The sequence below is a fragment of the Acidimicrobiales bacterium genome (genome assembly GCA_036491125.1).
GTDB lineage: Bacteria > Actinomycetota > Acidimicrobiia > Acidimicrobiales > AC-9 > AC-9.
This window is the reverse complement of the sequence record DASXCO010000077.1, coordinates 17,413-35,253: the sequence shown is the minus strand read 5'-3', so window position 1 is coordinate 35,253 and position 17,841 is coordinate 17,413. Positions and strand designations below refer to the sequence as shown.

The window sequence follows — 17,841 nt, the reverse complement described above, 5'->3', positions numbered from 1 at the left end:
CTTCGGTGGCACCCGGGCCGGCTTCTCGGCCGCGACCGAGATCAACCGCAAGGACTTCGACATCACCATCAACATGCCCCTCGAGGGTGGTGGCGTCGTGGTGGGCGACAAGATCCAGATCACCCTCGAGATCGAGGCGGTCCTCCAGAAGCCGGAAGCCTGATGAACGAACGAAAGGAGTCCTCCGATGACCAGTGAGGCGATTCGTGATCCACTCAGCGACCCCCTTCTCACGCCCCAGAACAGCGCGTTGGTCGTCATCGACTATCAGCCGAGCCAGGTGCAGGCCGTCAAGTCCGTGGACCAGGAGCTCCTGGTACGCAACATCGTCTCTGTCGCCAGAACGGCCACGACGTTCGGCCTCCCGGTGGTCCTCTCGACCGTGAATGTCGCCAACGGTCAAGGACACACCGTTCCTGAGCTCAAGGAGGTACTCGCCGAGAGCGTCGAGATCGACCGAACGCAGCTCAACGCCTGGGAGGACGTCGAGTTCCGCCAGGCGGTCGAGGCCATGGGACGCAAGAAGCTGATCATGACCGCGCTGTGGAGCGAAATCTGCCTCGCCTTCCCCTCGCTCGACGCCCTACGGGGCGGCTACGAAGTGTTCCCGGTAGTCGATGCCGTGGGGGGGACTTCCCCCGAGGCCCACAGGGCCGGTCTCGAGCGGATCCTGCAGGCCGGAGCGCAGCCCGTCAGCTGGGTGTCCTTGGCGTGCGAGCTGCAGCGGGACTGGGCTCGTCTAGACACAGTCCCCGACATCGTTGACATTGTCCTCACCTCGCGTCTGCAGAAGGACGTCTAGATCGTCTGCAGCTGCCACACCTTGTCCTCCTGGCCCCCTCCGAGGCAGGGGTCGGCCTGGTAGGCTCGGCTCCCCAGGTGAGCAGGGGGGCAAGGTAGGTGCTGCTCGGTCGGCAAAGCGAGCGCGATGTTCTCGACCGGTTGCTGCTCGCAGCGGGGGAGGGCCAGGGCGGGGCGATCGTGGTGCTCGGAGAACCTGGCGTCGGCAAGACGGCCCTGATGGAGCAGGCGATCACGTCCGCCGAAGGCTTCCAGGTCCTTCGCACCGGTGGCAACGAGGCGGAGATGGAGCTCGCCTACGCGGCGTTGCAGCAACTCTGCGCCCCGGGCCTCGACAGGATGGAGCGGCTCCCGGGGCCTCAGCGGGACGCCTTGGGTGTCGTATTTGGGCTAAGGACAGGGGACCCGCCGGATCGGTTGCTGGTGGCGCTGGCCGTGCTCACCCTGCTGTCCGAGATCGCTGCTGAGCGGCCGCTGCTCTGCGTCGTCGACGACGCACAATGGCTTGATCGAGCGTCCGCCCAAGCGATTTCCTTCGTGGCCCGTCGCCTGGCGACCGAGCCCATGGCGTTCGTGTTCGGAGCGCGAGGCCTCACCGATGAGGTGAGCGGGCTTCCGGAGCTGGTCGTCGAGGGCCTGGCCGACGACGATGCTCGGGCATTGTTGGGCTCAGTCCTACCCCAGCGCCTGGATGAGCCGGTGCTGGATCGGATCGTCGCCGAGACGCACGGCAATCCGCTGGCGCTGCTCGAGCTGCCACGGGGGCTGACCCCCACTCAACTGGCCGGCGGCTTCGGCCTGCCGATGTCGGTCCCGCTCGCTGGGCGCATCGAGGAGAGCTTTCGGCGCCGCCTGGTCAGGCTCCCGTCGCCGGCGCGGCGCCTCCTGCTGGTGGCAGCCGCCGAACCGACGGGGGACCCGGTGCTGGTGTGGCGTGCCGCCGAGCTGCTCGGCATTGCCGCTTCACCCTCGGAGGCTGTCGAGGCCGAAGGCCTGCTGGAGCTCAACGCTGGGATTGTGTTCCGTCACCCGCTGGTCCGCTCCGCCGTCTACGGTGCCGCATCCGCGGAGGAGCGGCGGCAGGCGCACCAGGCGCTGGCCGCGGCAACCGATCCTGTCATTGACCCGGATCGCCGGGCCTGGCACCGGGCCCAGGCGACCTCGCGCCCCGACGAGGACGTCGCTGCGGAGCTGGACCTCTCTGCCGGGCGAGCCCAGGGACGCGGGGGGTTCGCCGCCGCCGCTGCCTTCATGGAACGGTCGACCGAATTGACGGTCGACCCGGCGCGGCGGGCGGGGCGGGCGCTCGTTGCCGCCGAGGCCAAGCGCCAAGCCGGTGCACTGGATGCCGCCCTCGGACTTGCCACGATGGCTGAGCGAGGGACTCTGGACGACTCCCAGCGTGCCCAGCTGGACGTACTTCGAGCCCAGATCTCGTTTGGGTTGGATCGGGGGAGCGACGCTCCGGCCCTTCTGCTGAAAGCGGCCCAGCGCCTCGAGCGCCTCGACGTGAGGCGGGCGCGGGAGACGTATCTCGACGCACTGACTGCCGCGCTCTTCGCGGGCCGACTGGCCAGAGGGGCCAGTGCGCGTGAGGTGGCGCGGGCGGCACGCTCAGCGCCGAGGTCGCCGGAATCTCCCCGCGCCTCGGACCTTCTGCTCGACGGTTTGGCGCTCCTGATCACCGAGGAGTACGCGTCCGGGACCCCGGTGCTGCAGCAGGCGCTGAGCGCATTCCGGAGCGAGGATGTGGCCACCGAGGAGCGCTTGCGCTGGTCGTGGCTGGCCGGCCGAGCCGCCGGGTTCATCTGGGACTACGACAGCTGGGACGTGCTGACGGCTCGGCAGGTCCAAGTCGCCCGCGATGCCGGTGCGCTCACGGTGCTGCCCCTCACCTTGAGCACCCGCGGAGGCGTGCATCTGTTCGCTGGCGAGCTGGCGGTGGCGGCCTCACTGGTCGTGCAGGTCGAGGCGGTGGCTGACGCAACCGACAACCGCACGGTGCCCTACGCGGCACTGGCGGTCGCCGCCTTCCGAGGTCGTGAGGACGAGGCCCGTCAGCTGATCGAGGCCAGCACGAACGACTTTGCCGCCAGGGGGGAGGGGATGGGGCTCAGCCTGGCGGGCTGGGCTACCGCCGTGCTGTGTAACGGCCTCACCCGCTACGAGGACGCTTTCGTCGCCGCGGAGGGGGCACTCGAGGACCCGTGCGAGCTGTGGTTCTCCCCGTGGGCGACGGTCGAGCTGGTCGAGGCGGCCAGCCGCGTCGGGAAGGGCGTGGCGGCGACGCCGGCGCTGGAACGCTTGGCGCAGGGCACCTCAGCGAGCGGGACGGACTGGGCGCGTGCAGTCGAGGCGCGGTCTCGCGCCCTGCTGAGCCACGGTGGGGAGTCCGAGAAGTTGTACCGCGAGGCGATCGACCTGCTCGAGCACACGGCATTGCGCTTCGACCTCGCCCGCACCCGGCTCCTCTATGGCGAATGGCTGCGACGCGAGCGTCGGCCTCGAGACGCGCGTGAGCAGCTCCGCGCCGCGGAGGGACTGTTCACCGAGTTCGGCATGGACGGGTTCGCGGACCGGGCTCGGGTCGAGTTGCGCGCCACAGGCGAGCGCACACGCAAACGGACCGTCGAGACGGGCAGCGACCTCACGCCCCAGGAGGGGCAGATCTCTCAGCTCGTCGCCCAAGGGGCGACCAATCAAGAGATCGCCGCGCAGCTGTTCATCAGCCCGAGCACCGTCGAGTACCACCTCCGCAAGGTCTTCAGCAAGCTCGGTCTCAGGTCCCGTACCCAGCTTGCACATCGCGTGCTGGAGTCCGCTTCGCGTCCATCGCCACGGACCTGAGCGCACTACGACCGCCTGGTTCGGGATCGGTCCCATGTCGACCCGTGCTGAGCCGGCGGGGATCCGCTGACGAGACAAATCGGGCCAGACCGGGCGGCCGAACCTGAGTCCTCACCTCTCCGGCCCACCCCGGACTATGGGTTTCGTGGATGCCACCGCCGCCGGCCAGCTTCAGGATGGTGATGGAAGACGGTAGATGACCGTCACCACTGTTTCGGAAAGGTCATGACCATGACGAGCTCCGCTCGGGCGGATGTCCCGGCCATCGATCCCAGGCACCTGTTGATCATCGGAGCCGGTCCCGGCCTCGGGGCCAGCATCGCACGCCGGTTCGCACAGGGCGGCTACCGCGTCACCCTGATGGCCCGCAGCGCCGAGGGGCTGGGCAGACTGGCGAAGGGCCTGGCCGACACGGGCGCCGTGGTCGATACCGTCACCACGGATGCCGGCGACCCCGAGGGCCTGCGGGCCACCGTCGACTCCCTGTATGCGGGCACTGGCGCGCCCGGGCTGTTGGTCTACCACGCGTCGCAGGCCGCGCCCGACTCGCTGCTGGGCAGTGACGTCGCCGACCTGCACCACGCCTACGACGTCGATGTCGTGAGCGGCGTGGTCGCCACCCAAATCGCCGTCCCGGCGATGCGGGCCGCAGGAGGCGGCACCATCCTCTTCACCGGCGGCGGCTTCGCCGACTACCCGATTCCCGCCCTGGCTACCCTCTCGGTCGGCAAAGCCGCCATGCGGTCGGCGGCTACCATCCTCGGTGCCGAAGTGGCGGACGACGGCATCCGCGTCGCCAGCATCACAGTCGCCGGACAGATCGCGCCCGACACACCCTTCGACCCGGCGCGGATCGCAGAGACGTACTGGACGATCGTGCAATCTGACGACGGCTGGCAGAGCGAGTTCCGCTTCGAGGGTGGATGAGCGGCTGACCTTCCGCCGGGTCGAGAGATCAGAATGTCTACGTATCCTTGACGAAGTACAGGTTGTCGTAGCCATATCTGGACCGACGGCCGTGCGGGCGCAATCCATTCGAGTACTCGAAGCACCGGTAGCCAAAGGCGTCCAAGAAGTCGACGCTCGCCGTCGTAGCTGGCGACAGCATGCCTTCGTAATCGCCAGTCTCGACCGTGACCATCGGGCTGCCCTCCGAGAGAATCCTGCGCATCCCCCGCAAGATCGACAACTCCGAGCCCTCGGCGTCCAGCTTGACGATATCTGGTATCAAACCGGCTGCTAGCAGAAACTCATCGAGCGTTACGCAAGGGACGCGGTAGGTAGTGCCGCGCAGTCGTCGGCGCTCCGCCTCCGGCACCCTGGCACTCCCCATCAAGGTGTTGAGAGCAGAGTGACAAGAGCCAAAATCAAGGAGATCGCTCGTGCCACTTTCCGAGGCCACGGCCAGAGAGTGAGCCGTCACGTTTTCGAGCCGCCCCACATTCCTCGACAACACCTGGAACGTACGTGGAGCAGGCTCGAACGCCAGGACGTGGCCCTGCGACCCCACTGCCTCGCTGGCCACGATGGAGTAGTAGCCGTAGTGGGCCCCTACGTCGACGAACGTCATGCCGGGGCGGAGATGGTCGAGCAGCACCCGGGTCAAGCTCGGCTCGATGTAGGAGCGCCGGTAGATATCGGCTCCAACGATCTCCGGCAGCACGACTCGCATCCGCTGACCCGTGAAGAGGCTGCACTCAACCTCGGCCGGTCCGGTGACACGATGCATGAAGAGACGCAGCGCCCTACGAGGATGCGCGGCGAACCGTCTGCGGTGACTTGCTGCTCGGCGCTCCGCCGCGGATAGAGAATCAAGTAGCTCGGTCGGGCTCACTGGCGAGGGCTTGTTTGCTGGACCGACCAGGAGAGCAGGATGTCGTCGGGCAGCGTATGCACACGCCGGTCCGTCAGCCGGATGCCGTCGATGACCCGGTCGACCCCCAACGCTCCGACGGATTCGGTGCCCCGACCCATGATCGTCGGAGCAACTCCGACAATCAGACGATCGACAACCCTGGCCGCCAACATCGATGTGATCACCTTTGCGCCGCCTTCGACGAGGAGCGATTCCACCCCTTCGTCGCGCAGCGCGGCCAAGCCTGCCCTGAGCTCGACTCCGTCCGGGCCAGGATCGACGAGACAAACCTTGATGCTGCGGGCTTGCAGCAAGGAGCGGAGCTCGCGGCCCGAACGGTCAGTGGAGAGGATAGTCGTCGGTGCATCTGCCTCGAGGATCTTTGCCGTTAGCGGGACGCGGAGGGTGGAGTCGAGGACTATGCGGCGAGGCGAGACACCGGGCACCATGCGAACGGTCAGCTGAGGATCGTCCTGGATGACGGTGCCGACCCCGACGAGGACGGCGTCGCAGGCGGCGCGTAGGGCATGGGAGATCCGCCTCTCTGAATCGCCGCTTATCCATTTGGAGTCGCCAGTTCGGGTGGCGATCCGGCCATCGATGGTCTGGGCGTACTTCAGCACGACGTAGGGGCGGTCGGCGGGCGGCGAGACCTGGCCCAGGAGATCACTGGTGTCGATCGCCTCGTGATCGGGGCCCTCATCGGCGGCTGCACCCGTGGGGCGACGGTGGCCCAGGCGATGTTCCTTGGCCCGTAGATACGAGAGATTGCGGGCGTGGGCAGCCGTGGCCAAAGGTGCGACATCGGCAACCTCGATGTCGGCGGCGCGGAGGCCGTCCACTTTGGCGGGGTTGTTCGTGAGCAGGCGGATCGAACGCACGTCGAGCGCCTTGATGACCGAGGCGCCATCGGCGTAGTCACGATCGTCCACGGCGAGACCAAGGCGGACGTTGGCATCGATCGTGTCGGCACCGTTGTCCTGCTCCACGTAGGCACGGAGCTTGTTGACAAGGCCGACACCACGGCCTTCGTGGCCCGTGGCGTACAAGAGCAGCCCGCGGTCAGCGGCAGCGATGGTCCGCATGGCCAGCCGCAGCTGGATGCCACACTCGCAGCGCAACGAACCCAGGGTGTCCCCGGTCAGGCACTCGGAGTGCAGCCTCGTCACCACCGAGGACATGCCGGCGACGTCGCCCTTGAGCAAAGCCAGGTAGATGGATCCAGACGGACATTCGTAAGCTCGGGCGTCGAAGGTGCCGTAGGACGTCGGCATGGCGACCCTGGCCACCAGCAATGGTTTGCCTGCGAGACGAACCGCCCCGTCGCTCCCCGCCGTCTTCGACCGAATAGGGTTTGCGGCCATGAGCAGGCAGGATAGCTCGTGAGGTGCAGGGATCGACAGGTGAATCGGTGAAGGCGCAGGCGCTGTATTTTGTCGCCCCGAAGCGGGTCGAGGTGGTTGAAGTACCCTTGAGCACAGATCTTGACCAGGGGCAGGTCCTCGTCCGGACGGACTACTCGGGTATCAGCGCCGGTACCGAGATGCTGGCCTTTCGTGGTCAACTGGACCCGGAGCTACCTCTTGACGAGACGATCGGCCCGCTTGCCGGCACCTTCCGTTACCCCTTCCGTTATGGCTACAGCTGCGCCGGCCGCGTGGAGCGGTCGCGGGGACGACTGCCTGAAGGCACGCTGGTGGTTGCCCTCCATCCGCACCAGGACCGGTTTGTCCTGGGAGACGACGAGGTCATCGTCTTGGACGGCAATGACGACGCCAGGGTCGCCACTCTGTTTCCCCTCGTCGAGACTGCTCTGCAGATCAGCCTGGATGCGGGTGAGAGGCTGCGTGAGCATGTCGTCGTGGTCGGACTGGGTGTGGTCGGCATCCTGACCGCCAGCCTGCTCCAGCGGTCGGGAGCGTTGGTCATCGCAGCGGAGCCGAAGGCATGGCGACGACGAGCGGCAGAGTCCCTCGGCATTCGGGCCGTCGGACCCGATCAGCTTGCCAACGAGGTCGATGACTGCACCGGCGGAGGCGGCGTTTCGCTGCTGGTCGAGCTCAGCGGGCAGCCTGCGGCACTGGCTGGGGGGCTGGCGCTCTTGGCGCACGAGGGCTGTGCCCTGGTGGCGTCCTGGTACGGAACCAAGGAGGTCAGCCTTCCCTTGGGTGGTGCATTCCACCGCCGTCGGCTCTCATTGCGCAGCACGCAGGTCTCCACCATTCCGGCCCGCCTGGGTTCACGGTGGACGCTCGCCCGGCGGCGGGCCGTCACCCGTGACCTTCTGGCGGAGCTGCCTCTTGAACGACTGGCAACACACGAGTTCCCGCTGGGCCAGGCACAAGAGGCCTTCGACGCCATCGACCGCCAGGACGATGAGCTCCTCCACGTGGCGCTGCGTCATGGATGAGGCCACCTACCAGGTCGGTACGGCGAAGGAAGTACGTGCTCTCCACCTGATGCCTGGGGTGGAGGGCCCGGAGGGTCAGCTCCACGCCCACGACTACCGGATAGAGCTGCTCATCGAACGTACCACTCTCGGCGACGAGGGCATGGTGTGCGACCTCGACCTCCTCGATGGAGCCCTCAGCGACATCATCGACCGCGTACGCGACCGGGATCTGGAAACGATCCGACCGGTTGACGCCGAGGCGGTGACGGTGGAGATCTTCGCCCGTTGGGTGCACGGCGCCATCGCAGCAGCCGTTCGGTCGGCCGGAGGAGAGACGCTGACGGTGAGGGTCTGGGAATCACCGGTGGCCTTCGGCGGCTACCGGGCCACGGTCGGCTCACTCGACTAGACCAGCTCGTCCTAGCCGCATGGTCGCCGTCTCCCTTGTGACCCTTGGCTCGCCGGACCAGGTGACCGGCGGTTACCTCTATCACCGCCGGCTGGCCGATGTCGCACCGGGACATGGAGCGAAGATCCGGTTCGTATCCTTTGCCGACGGCTTCTTCCCGGCCTCCGCTCTGCGCGCGGGCGACGTCATCGCTCGGGCCCGGAGCCGAGGTGTGGACGTAATCGTCGTCGACAGCATCGTTGCGAGCCTGCTCGCGCCGTGGCTCGCCACCCACCGGCTGGACTTGCCGATGGTGGCGATTCTTCACCAGCCGCCCGGTGGGATCGACCACAGCCCGTTGGCGACTCGCGTCCGGGCTGCTCTCGACCGCTCGACCTACCGTAGGGCGCGGCGCCTGCTCACAGCGAGCCAGGCCTTGGCCGATCAGCTCGAATCGAGCGGGTTTGCGCGGGATCGCATCAGGGTCGTGCCGCCGGGTCGAGACGTCGCTCTCGCGCCTGAAGGGGCGACCCCGGAGCTTCGCTCCGAAGGGCGCGTTGCTTTCCTGTGCGTGGGGAACTGGGTCGCGCGCAAGGGGATCCTGTCGCTTCTGGACGCCTATGCCCGGTTGCCGCCCGAGGCCGGCATCCTGCACCTGGTTGGCGATCAGGCCAAAGATCGCCCCTACGCGGCACGCATCATGACCCGGCTGGGCGATGCCGACTTGACCGGAAGGGTGGTCGTTCATGGCCCGGTGACCAAGGAGAGAGTGGCGGCGTTGTACGCCGCCGCAGACGTGTTCGTCCTCCCTAGTTGGAAGGAGCCGTACGGGACCGTCTACGGCGAAGCCATGGCGGCAGGACTTCCCGTGGTCGGATGGCGGGCTGGAAATCTCCTCAACCTCGCAGAGGACGGGCAACAGGGCGTCCTCGTGCCCCCCGGCGACGTCGAGGCTCTGGCGTCGGCAATGCAAGAGCTAGCGCTCGACGACGCCTACCGCCTCCGGCTCGCGTCGAGCGCCCGCCGACGAGCACAGTCCCTTCCCACGTGGGATGAGACCGCGCGGCTCTTCTTCTCCAACCTGCGGGAGGTTGTGGACGAAGACACCTCCTAACGTGAGGCCACCGTGCGCTTTGCCCATCGGTGCGGCGCCTGCTTCGGCCATGCCATCCTCCCGCCCTTCAAGGTCGTTTTCCGCCCTCAGTAGCCCGGCAGCAGGCCCGATGAGCCTGGGGTTGCCGGTTCACTGGGCTGGCGCGAGGCTGGTGAAGACGAGAGGAAGGGGATCGCTATGGCGAGCGAGCGTCCAGCCCACACGACGACCGACGCTGGGATTCCGGTTCCAAGCGATGAGCACTCGTTGACGGTTGGTCCTGACGGCCCGATCCTGCTGCAAGATCACTATCTGATCGAGCAGATGGCGAACTTCAACCGGGAGCGCATCCCTGAGCGCCAGCCTCACGCAAAGGGAGGGGGGGCGTTCGGCCGTTTCGAGGTGACGGCCGATGTGAGCCGGTACACCAAGGCCGCCGTGTTCCAGCCAGGGACGAGGACCGATACTCTGATCCGCTTCTCGACCGTCGCGGGCGAGCGAGGTAGTCCGGACACGTGGCGAGATCCGCGTGGCTTCGCTCTGAAGTTCTACACGTCCGAGGGCAACTACGACGTCGTAGGCAACAACACTCCCGTGTTCTTCGTACGCGACCCGATGAAGTTCCAGCACTTCATTCGTTCCCAGAAGCGCCGGGCCGACTCCGACCTGCGGGACAACGACATGCAGTGGGACTTCTGGACGCTCTCGCCCGAATCGGCCCACCAGGTGACGTGGCTGATGGGCGACCGGGGGATCCCCAAGTCCTGGCGCCACATGAACGGCTACTCCAGCCACACGTACATGTGGGCCAATGCCAACGGCGAGCGGTTCTGGGTCAAATACCATTTCAAGACCGACCAGGGCATCGACTTCCTCGCCCAGCAAGAGGCCGACCGGGTCGCCGGACAGGACGGTGACTACCACCGGCGAGACCTGTTCGAGGCCATACGGCGCGGCGACCACCCCAGCTGGACGCTGAGGGTCCAGATCATGCCGTTCGAGGAGGCGAAGACCTACCGGTTCAATCCGTTCGATCTCACGAAGGTGTGGCCTCATTCCGACTATCCGCCGCAGGAAGTCGGCCGGCTGACGCTCGATCGCAACCCCACCGACTTCCACACTGAGATCGAGCAGGCGGCGTTCGAGGTCAACAACCTCGTGCCGGGTGTTGGTGTCAGTCCAGACAAGATGCTCCTGGCTCGTGTCTTCTCCTACGCCGACGCCCACCGGGCCCGCCTCGGTGTCAACTACAAGCAGATTCCGGTCAATGCGCCCAAGGTGGTCGCTCACAGCTACAGCAAGGATGGGGCGATGCGAGTCGAGAATGTCTCGGACCCGGTGTACGCCCCGAACTCGAAGGGGGGCCCGGCAGCGGATCCGCAGCACTACCCCTATGTGGAGAGGTGGGCAGCCGACGGCGAGCTCATGCACGCCGCTTACACCCTGCGCCGCGACGATGACGACTGGGGTCAGCCCGGCAGCCTGGTGCGCAACGTGATGGACGACGGCCAGCGGGACCGGCTCGTGTCCAACGTCGTCGGCCATCTGAGCAAGGGCGTGTCCGAGCCCGTCCTCGCGCGAGCCTTCGAATACTGGCGCAGCATCGACAAGGAGCTCGGCGACCGTATCGCCAACGGAGTCAGAAGCGGCTAGAGAGGCCGTAGGCCGTGGGCGGCGCAATTCCGACCCAGAAAGCTTCCTCTCGGCGCAGCGGAGCAATCGAGGCAATGATGGGGCGTCGCCTATTTTGAGGAGATCCGCTATGCCCACCGTGACTCCCGATGATTGGTTGATCCTCCCCCGCATCCCCCGTCCCAGCATTGAAGCCATGACCCAGCGCCACGTGGTGTCAGTCACGACGGCTCCGAGCGGCTTCGAGGGCGAGGGGTTCCCGGTGCGGCGAGCCTTCGCCGGAATGAGCATGTCCGATCTGGACCCATTCGTGCACATGGACCAGATGGGCGAGGTCGACTACGCCCCCGGCGAGCCCAAGGGAACTCCTTGGCACCCGCACCGCGGGTTCGAGACCGTGACCTACATGATCGACGGCACCTTCGCCCACCAGGACTCCAACGGCGGTGGGGGCCTCATCACCAACGGCGCCACCCAGTGGATGACCGCCGGTGGAGGGATTCTGCACATCGAGACCCCACCCGAGGAGCTTGTGGTCTCGGGTGGTCTGTTCCACGGGATTCAGCTGTGGGTCAATCTGCCGGCCAAGGACAAGATGATCCCCGCGGCCTACCAACCGCTCGAGGCCGATCAGGTCGTGCTCTTGTCATCCGAAGACGGAGCATCCCTGGTGAGGGTGATCGCCGGCGAGCTCGCCGGACACCAGGGCCCCGGATCGACGCACACCCCGATGGCCCTCATGCACGCAACTGTGTCGCCGGGGGCGCTGCTGGAGCTTCCGTGGAACCCCGGCTTCAACGCCCTCATCTACGTCCTGGCCGGATCGGGTCGGGTGGGTACTCCAGAGCGGCCGGTTGACCGTGGCCAGCTGGTGGCGCTCGGCCCGGGAGACTGGATCCGCGTTCGTGCCGACGACACGCAGGACTCGAGCACTGTCCACCTCGAGGTCCTCGTGTTGGGCGGCCAGCCCATCCGAGAGCCTGTGACCCACTACGGACCATTCGTCATGAACACCCGAGACGAGATCGTGCAGGCCCTGGAAGACTTCGAGGCTGGTCGTCTTGGCAGGATCCCGCCGAATGCGCTGATGCCCCACGTGCCCGATCCCGATCCGGTGCGAGCCGAGCACACAGGGATTTGAGCAGGCGGTCCCGGTCGCGTGACGAACCACGAGTCGCCGTGGCCCAGGATCACTCTGTCGGAGTGGGAGGAGACCCGCGACACTCTGCAGCTGTGGACCCAGATCGTCGGCAAGATCCGGCTGGCCCTGGAGCCCATGGTCAACCACTGGTGGCAGGTCCCTCTCTATGTGTCGGCCCGTGGGCTGACGACTTCGCTCATGCACACCGGAGGCCGCGGCTTCGAGGCTGAGTTCGACTTCGTGGACCACATCCTTCACCTGCGAACCTCCGACGGGAAGTTCGGAAGGGTCCTCCTCGAGCCTCGCTCGGTGGCCGACTTTTACGCCGCGACCATGGCAGCCCTAGATGCGCTCGACACACCGGTGAGCATCCTGGCGCGGCCGGTCGAGTTGCCTGAGACCGTACCCTTCGCGGAGGACGAAGAGCATCGGTCCTATGATGCCGCCGCCGCTCAGCGCTTCTGGCTCGCTCTTCTTCAGGCTCACCGGGTCTTCTCTCTATTCCGGGGCCGCTTCGTGGGCAAGGCCAGCCCCGTGCACTTCTTCTGGGGCGCGGCTGACCTCGCGGCGACGCGGTTCTCGGGCCGGCGGGCACCCAGGCACCCCGGTGGAGTGCCGAATTGCCCTGACTGGGTCCAGGAGTTGGCCTACAGCCATGAGCTCAGTAGCTGCGGCTTCTGGCCGGGCGGGAGCGCCGAGGGCTCCTTTTATGCCTACGCCTATCCCGAGCCCGAGGGCTTCGCCGAGTGGCACGTCAAGCCCGAGGCTGCCTTCTACGAAGCCCGCCTTGGCGAGTTCCTGCTGCCGTATGAAGCGGTGCGGGTGGCGCACCACCCCGACGAGATGCTACTGGCCTTCTTGCAGAGCACGTATGAGGCAGCGGCCGAGCTCGGTGGCTGGGACCGGAGAATGCTCGAGACTGGGTAGGTGACGGTGAGGGACCGGGCTCGCTCGATGCAAGGTCCGCTAGCCTGCGTTCGTGTGCACGGCCTTTGTCTTCGCGGGAGGTGCGTCACTCGGCGCCATCGAGGCTGGAATGCTGGAAGCGCTCTATGAGCGTGATGTCCATGCCGAGGTGTTCGTGGGTGCGTCTGCGGGGGCTCTGAACGCAGGTTTCGCGGCGACACACCCGCAGACTGCGGAGGCGGCCCGCGAGCTGCAGGATGCCTGGCGCTCGACGAAGCGTCGCGACGTGTTTCCTCTCAGTCCAGCCATTGCGCTCCGCGCGCTCCTCGGGCGTTCGGATCACCTGGTCTCCAACCGAGGCCTGCGTCGCCTGCTGGAGGATCGACTCGGCGGACTCGAGAGCATTCAAGACGCACGCGTCAAGCTTGGGGTAGTTGTCACGGATCTCCTCGCCGGTCGCGAACGGCTCGTGGACTCGGGCCCAGCGCTCCCGGCCCTGCTGGCCAGCGCTGCCATCCCGGGGATCTACCCTCCGGTCAATATCGAGGGTCGCCTCTACGTGGATGGAGGCGTGGCCGACAACACGCCGATCGCCGCGGCGATGTCGCTCGGAGCGGATACCATTTACGTGCTCGCGACGGGCATGAGCGCGCGCCTGGAGCGTCCTCCGGCGGGCGCAGTCGCCATGGCAGTGCAGGCCTCCAACATGCTCGTCCACTCGCGGCTCCGACACGAGATCAACTCTCTGCGGAACCAGGCACGCCTCGTCGTCCTACCGCCGCCGTGGCCGCTCAATGTGCTGCCTTCCGACTTCTCTCACGCCGACGAGCTGATACGGGCCGGTCTGACGAACGCCCGTGAGGCCCTCATGCATTCCGACCCTGGTGGCGCACCCACAGACCGCGCCCTCGCGTGCCTCCAGGACCCGGTCGGTGATCGTCTCGGGTCCGAGTGGTAGGACTTGGGGGAGTCGTTCACGACTGTGGCTTGGTTGCCGACAGCCTGTCGACCTCAGCCGAAGTGAGCTCGAGTGTCGCGGCGGGCAGGATCTGCTCGAGCTGCTCCGTGGTCCGCGCACTGGCGATTGGGGCGGCCACCGACGGCTGGGCAAGTAGCCAAGCGAGCGCGACGGCTGGCACCGTGGTGTCGCGCGACGAGGCCACTTCGTCGAGCGCTTCGAGCACGGTCGCCCCCCCTTTGTCGAGATAGGCGCGCGCCGCGTCGGCCCGCTCGGACCGGACGACCTCTCCGCCCGGCCGGTACTTGCCGGTCAAGAAGCCCTTGGCCAGCGCGAAGTAGGGAACGACGGCGAGGTCCGAGGCGTCGGCGACCGGCAGGATCCTACGTTCGAACTCGCGCTCGACCAGGTTGTAGTGAGGCTGTAGGACTGTGAACTCCGCCAGCCCATGTTCGCGCTGGAGCTTGATGGCGGCGGTGAGCCGCTCGGGCGTGTAGTTGGAGGCGCCGATGTGGCGGACGGTGCCCGCCTGGACGAGGGCGTCGAAGGCGCCCAGCGACTCCTCCAGCGGCGTCTCCAGATCGTCGAAGTGCGCGTAGTAGAGGTCGATGTGGTCGGTCTGCAGCCGCTCGAGGGAGGCCTGGGCCTCGCTCTCGATCGTTTTCGCCCGGAGGTTGCGGACCGGACCGCGGCCGCCGCCGACCTTGGTGGCGAGGACGATCTGGTCGCGGGTGGCGCGGTCGGCTATCCACCGCCCGATGATCGTCTCTGAGCGGCCGTGCTCGACGAGGTAGGAGTTGGCGGTGTCGATGAAGTTGCCGCTGGCCGCGGTGTACGCGTCGAGAACGGCAAAGGACTGCGGTTCGTCGGCAGTCCAGCCGAACACGTTGCCGCCAAGGCAGATTGGGAAGACGTCGAGCTCAGTGCGTCCGAGAGGGTTCACTCGCCGGCCAGGCCAGGATCTTCGAGGAGGGTGGGGTCGGCCCGCAGCTCCTGGCGGACCATCGCCTCCCAGAAACCGATGAATCCGTTGCCGTCGCTGCGTGACATCCGGTCGATCCACCAGTCGGGGACCGGCGTGGCAAGCGGCTGGCCGGCCGCCATGATGTGCCACGCCCTCTGACAGCGCTGCTCGAGGGCGACCGCCCGCTGGTGCACGGCCCGCGCCGTCGACCCGACGATGAAGACACCGTGGCCGGCGAGAAGGGCGAGGTCGGCCTGTCCCATCCGTTCGACGGCTTCCCGCGCCGCGACCATGTTGTCGACCCCCCCGTCGTACTCATCGACCAGGGCAAGCTGCCCTCCGCCGAGCGTCGAGCTCTGGTCCATCGGCGGCGGCAGGATCTTCATGTCAGCCATCACGGTGCCGTAGAGCGGATGGTTGTGGACCGCCCACCCGACGCCGGGACGACCGGCGTGCAGGGCGAGATGAAGCGGAATTCCGAGCGGCACCGGCCAATCGCCCTCTACGACGTTGCCGTCGAGATCGATCCGGATCACCTGGTGGGGACGCAACTCGTCCCATGTGACGAGCCAGGGATTGCAGAGAACGGTTCCGTCTCCGAGGTTGCACGTGATGTGCCCAGCCAAATGGTCGTTGTAGCCCTCCCGCCACAGACATCGGGCGAGCAGGACCAACTCCTCGCGGGAGGACAGGTCCGGGATCAATTTGGTGGGAGTGGGCTCGAAGTTCATTCAGTCTCCATCTGGGAGGATCTGCTCAGGGAGCGCGTCTACCGGCCGAGCAGCAGGTTGGCGATCGGCGTCGCGGCTGGGAACGTCTCGGTGATGCCGGAGCTCATGTAGCCGGCATCGGTGATGACGATGATCCCGGTCACTGCCACGGCCGCGTCACTGCACAGGAACACCAGGGGATACGCCTGCTCGAGCGGTGTCGACGCCTCGATGTCCACCTCCGCCCGGTAGTCGGCGCCGAACCCCAGCCACAGCTCCTTGTTCTGCTGGGCCAGTGGCGTATCCGTGGGACCTGGGCAGATGGCGTTGATGCGGATGCCCTCCCTGAGCAACGGCATGGCCTGGCGGGCGACGTAGGCGCAGATCGCCTGCTTGCTCCACATGTAGTCGGCCTTGCCGTGCTCCTGCGCCCACCGGGCTGCGACGTCGAAATCGCTGAGGTCGAGATACTCCTTCAGCTGCGGCAGGTTCGCCTCCCAGCCGAGCCCGGCGGCCGAGGAGATGAAGCCGATGGCCGAGCCGCGCGGGAGCATGCCTCTGGCGAGTAGTCGGTTGATCAGGTGCCGGTGGCCGATGAAGTTGATCTTCTCGATACCGGGCGTGCCGTCGGCCACGCCGGCACACGAGAAGAGGGCGTCTACGGGACCACCGCATTCGTCAACGGCGACGTCGATCGACCCGGCTTCAGCGAGGTTGACGTGGATGCCCTTCACGCCGGGCATGGTGACGTCGGCGAAGTCCATCACCACGACCTCGGCTCCGGCGTCGTGCACCAGCTCAGCAGTAGCGGCCCCCATCCCGCTGGAGCCACCGACGACCAAGACCCGCTTGCCGTCGTACCGATAGGCATTGAAGGGTGTCATTACTCCTCCTCGGAGATGATCGGATCATCAGGCGACGACGCCGCCGACCTTGAGATCCACGATGCTGTCCCAGTCGATCCCAAGCTCGGCAAGAATGGCGTCCCCGTGCTCGTTGAACTCGGGGGCCCGATCTGGGATCGCCGGATCCTCGTCGAACTGCACGGGCGCGGCCACGAGGTGAAACGGCACTCCTTCGGCGGTGCGGCACGGCTGCACGTAGCCGTTCGCCACTGATTGGGGATCGGCGGCCGCCTCGAGGGTGTCTTGCACCACCGCCCACTGGCCGGTGAAGTCGACGAGGCGCTCTCGCCATTCGGCGAGCGTCGCCGAGGCGAAGACGCTGCCGAGGATCTCGGTTGCCGCTCCGCAGTTCGTGGTGAGCGACGGATGGTCGGCGAAGCGGGGATCGTTCACCAGCTCGGGTCGCCCGATCGCCCCGCAGAGCTCCGGCCAGTACTTGCCTGCCTGGAGGCACGTGAACGCGAGGACACGCCCGTCCTTTGTCGTGTAGTTGCGCGCCAGTGGGTTGGTCGAGAGGGCCTCCACCGGCGGGGGCGTCCAGGGCTTGTCGAGCAGCAGCGAGAGGGCGACGGCCTGTCCCATGGCCCACAGGCCGGTGCCGAGGAGCGACACGTCGACGACCTTTGCTGCGCCGGTGCGCTCGCGGTGGAAGAGCGCGCCCATGATGCCGCCGGCGATCGTCATGGCGCCGATCGAGTCTCCGAACCCGGGCGCCGGCGGGACGGGCACGAGGTCGTACTCCGGGCGCTTGGCGCCGACCGCGACGCCGGCACGGGCCCAGAAGGCGAGCGAGTCGTACGAGCCCTTGTTGGCGTCCGGCCCGCGCTCACCCTGGCCGGTGCCCCTCACGTAGATGATTCGAGGGTTGTGGGCCCTGATGTCCTCGACGTCGATCTTCAGCTTCTCGCGGACGCTCGGGAGCTTGTTCGTGAGGAAGACATCAGACGTGGTCGCGAGCTTGTAGAGGATGTCCAGGCCCTCCGCCGACTTCAGGTCGAGGGCGAGACTCCGCTTCCCACGATTGGAGTGCTCGAGCAAGACGTGGACGTCGGAGGGGACCACGGCAACTCCGGTGGAGGCCAGGCCTCGCATGGCGTCGCCCCGCTCCACGGGCTCGATCTTGATGATCTCGGCGCCCCAGTCGGCCAGCAACGCCGAGGCCGCGGGCACGAACGTATGCTCGGCGACCTCGAGGATGCGGACGCCCTCCATCACTGCGCTCATTCGACTCCTCCGAGCTCTGCGCCGG

17 protein-coding genes are annotated in these 17,841 nt (G+C 67.0%); 11 read left to right on the top strand and 6 right to left on the bottom strand.

The features are described 5' to 3' along the window. From VGF64_06710 to VGF64_06695, 4 genes are all read left to right on the top strand, one after another. Positions 1–163, top strand: a 163-nt coding sequence (locus VGF64_06710) for a YceI family protein (GenBank protein ID HEY1634430.1), incomplete at its 5' end; no start/stop codon positions are given. A 24-nt stretch (positions 164–187) separates the two neighbouring features. Then, the gene (locus tag VGF64_06705) at positions 188–802 is read left to right on the top strand and encodes a hydrolase (protein ID HEY1634429.1); all 615 of its coding nucleotides are present in this window, start codon (positions 188–190) and stop codon (positions 800–802) included. 98 nt (positions 803–900) lie between these two features. Then, a complete protein-coding gene (locus VGF64_06700; protein ID HEY1634428.1) occupies positions 901–3,648 on the top strand; it encodes an AAA family ATPase in 2,748 nt (915 codons plus the stop codon). Positions 3,649–3,879: 231 nt separating this feature from the next. Then, the gene (locus VGF64_06695; GenBank protein HEY1634427.1) at positions 3,880–4,575 is read left to right on the top strand and encodes an SDR family NAD(P)-dependent oxidoreductase; all 696 of its coding nucleotides are present in this window, start codon (positions 3,880–3,882) and stop codon (positions 4,573–4,575) included. 37 nt (positions 4,576–4,612) lie between these two features. Here the strand turns inward: VGF64_06695 and VGF64_06690 are convergent, their stop codons facing one another. Then, positions 4,613–5,320, bottom strand: a complete 708-nt coding sequence (locus VGF64_06690) for an FkbM family methyltransferase (GenBank protein HEY1634426.1) — start codon at positions 5,318–5,320, stop codon at positions 4,613–4,615. A 158-nt stretch (positions 5,321–5,478) separates the two neighbouring features. Next, positions 5,479–6,867, bottom strand: a complete 1,389-nt coding sequence (ribA, locus tag VGF64_06685) for a GTP cyclohydrolase II RibA (GenBank protein ID HEY1634425.1) — start codon at positions 6,865–6,867, stop codon at positions 5,479–5,481. Between the two features lie 107 nt (positions 6,868–6,974). Between ribA and VGF64_06680 the strand changes: the two genes are divergently transcribed. From VGF64_06680 to VGF64_06650, 7 genes are all read left to right on the top strand, one after another. Next, positions 6,975–7,913, top strand: a complete 939-nt coding sequence (locus VGF64_06680; protein ID HEY1634424.1) for a zinc-binding alcohol dehydrogenase — start codon at positions 6,975–6,977, stop codon at positions 7,911–7,913. Beyond that, positions 7,906–8,304: a 6-carboxytetrahydropterin synthase gene (locus VGF64_06675; GenBank protein ID HEY1634423.1), complete on the top strand. Its 399-nt coding sequence runs from the start codon at positions 7,906–7,908 to the stop codon at positions 8,302–8,304. Before VGF64_06680 ends, VGF64_06675 begins: the two co-directional genes overlap by 8 nt. A 19-nt stretch (positions 8,305–8,323) precedes the next feature. Further along, the gene (locus tag VGF64_06670) at positions 8,324–9,397 is read left to right on the top strand and encodes a glycosyltransferase family 4 protein (GenBank protein HEY1634422.1); all 1,074 of its coding nucleotides are present in this window, start codon (positions 8,324–8,326) and stop codon (positions 9,395–9,397) included. A 177-nt stretch (positions 9,398–9,574) separates the two neighbouring features. Further along, positions 9,575–11,029: a catalase gene (locus VGF64_06665; GenBank protein HEY1634421.1), complete on the top strand. Its 1,455-nt coding sequence runs from the start codon at positions 9,575–9,577 to the stop codon at positions 11,027–11,029. 109 nt (positions 11,030–11,138) lie between these two features. After that, complete coding sequence (locus VGF64_06660; protein HEY1634420.1) at positions 11,139–12,149, top strand: pirin family protein; 1,011 nt, start codon at positions 11,139–11,141, stop codon at positions 12,147–12,149. Between the two features lie 18 nt (positions 12,150–12,167). Next, a complete protein-coding gene (locus VGF64_06655; GenBank protein ID HEY1634419.1) occupies positions 12,168–13,076 on the top strand; it encodes a DUF5996 family protein in 909 nt (302 codons plus the stop codon). A gap of 52 nt (positions 13,077–13,128) precedes the next feature. After that, the gene (locus tag VGF64_06650) at positions 13,129–14,013 is read left to right on the top strand and encodes a patatin-like phospholipase family protein (GenBank protein ID HEY1634418.1); all 885 of its coding nucleotides are present in this window, start codon (positions 13,129–13,131) and stop codon (positions 14,011–14,013) included. A 16-nt stretch (positions 14,014–14,029) separates the two neighbouring features. On the opposite strand, the gene VGF64_06645 is transcribed toward VGF64_06650, so the two are convergent. Genes VGF64_06645 through VGF64_06630 form a run of 4 tightly spaced genes read right to left on the bottom strand, consistent with a single transcriptional unit; the run spans position 14,030 to position 17,816 of the window. Continuing rightward, positions 14,030–14,956 carry an aldo/keto reductase gene (locus VGF64_06645; protein ID HEY1634417.1) on the bottom strand — a complete coding sequence of 309 codons (927 nt, stop codon included), beginning with the start codon at positions 14,954–14,956 and terminating at the stop codon, positions 14,030–14,032. After that, entirely contained in the window at positions 14,953–15,708 is a 756-nt protein-coding gene (locus VGF64_06640; GenBank protein HEY1634416.1) for a class II aldolase/adducin family protein, read from the bottom strand. Before VGF64_06640 ends, VGF64_06645 begins: the two co-directional genes overlap by 4 nt. 38 nt (positions 15,709–15,746) lie before the next feature. Next, positions 15,747–16,571, bottom strand: a complete 825-nt coding sequence (locus VGF64_06635) for an SDR family oxidoreductase (GenBank protein HEY1634415.1) — start codon at positions 16,569–16,571, stop codon at positions 15,747–15,749. Between the two features lie 27 nt (positions 16,572–16,598). Beyond that, on the bottom strand, positions 16,599–17,816 hold the full coding sequence (locus tag VGF64_06630; GenBank protein HEY1634414.1) for a CoA transferase: 1,218 nt from the start codon (positions 17,814–17,816) through the stop codon (positions 16,599–16,601). Positions 17,817–17,841 lie beyond the last annotated feature (25 nt).

Excerpts from the sequence above, each read along its gene's own strand:
- VGF64_06705 (HEY1634429.1), top strand. The coding sequence starts at position 188 with ATGACCAGTGAGGCGATTCGTGATCCACTCAGCGACCCCCTTCTCACG.
- VGF64_06695 (HEY1634427.1), top strand. The coding sequence starts at position 3,880 with ATGACGAGCTCCGCTCGGGCGGATGTCCCGGCCATCGATCCCAGGCAC.
- VGF64_06690 (HEY1634426.1), bottom strand. The coding sequence starts at position 5,320 with ATGCGAGTCGTGCTGCCGGAGATCGTTGGAGCCGATATCTACCGGCGC.
- ribA (HEY1634425.1), bottom strand. The coding sequence starts at position 6,867 with ATGGCCGCAAACCCTATTCGGTCGAAGACGGCGGGGAGCGACGGGGCG.
- VGF64_06675 (HEY1634423.1), top strand. The coding sequence starts at position 7,906 with ATGGATGAGGCCACCTACCAGGTCGGTACGGCGAAGGAAGTACGTGCT.
- VGF64_06670 (HEY1634422.1), top strand. The coding sequence starts at position 8,324 with ATGGTCGCCGTCTCCCTTGTGACCCTTGGCTCGCCGGACCAGGTGACC.
- VGF64_06665 (HEY1634421.1), top strand. The coding sequence starts at position 9,575 with ATGGCGAGCGAGCGTCCAGCCCACACGACGACCGACGCTGGGATTCCG.
- VGF64_06660 (HEY1634420.1), top strand. The coding sequence starts at position 11,139 with ATGCCCACCGTGACTCCCGATGATTGGTTGATCCTCCCCCGCATCCCC.
- VGF64_06640 (HEY1634416.1), bottom strand. The coding sequence starts at position 15,708 with ATGAACTTCGAGCCCACTCCCACCAAATTGATCCCGGACCTGTCCTCC.
- VGF64_06635 (HEY1634415.1), bottom strand. The coding sequence starts at position 16,571 with ATGACACCCTTCAATGCCTATCGGTACGACGGCAAGCGGGTCTTGGTC.
- VGF64_06630 (HEY1634414.1), bottom strand. The coding sequence starts at position 17,816 with ATGAGCGCAGTGATGGAGGGCGTCCGCATCCTCGAGGTCGCCGAGCAT.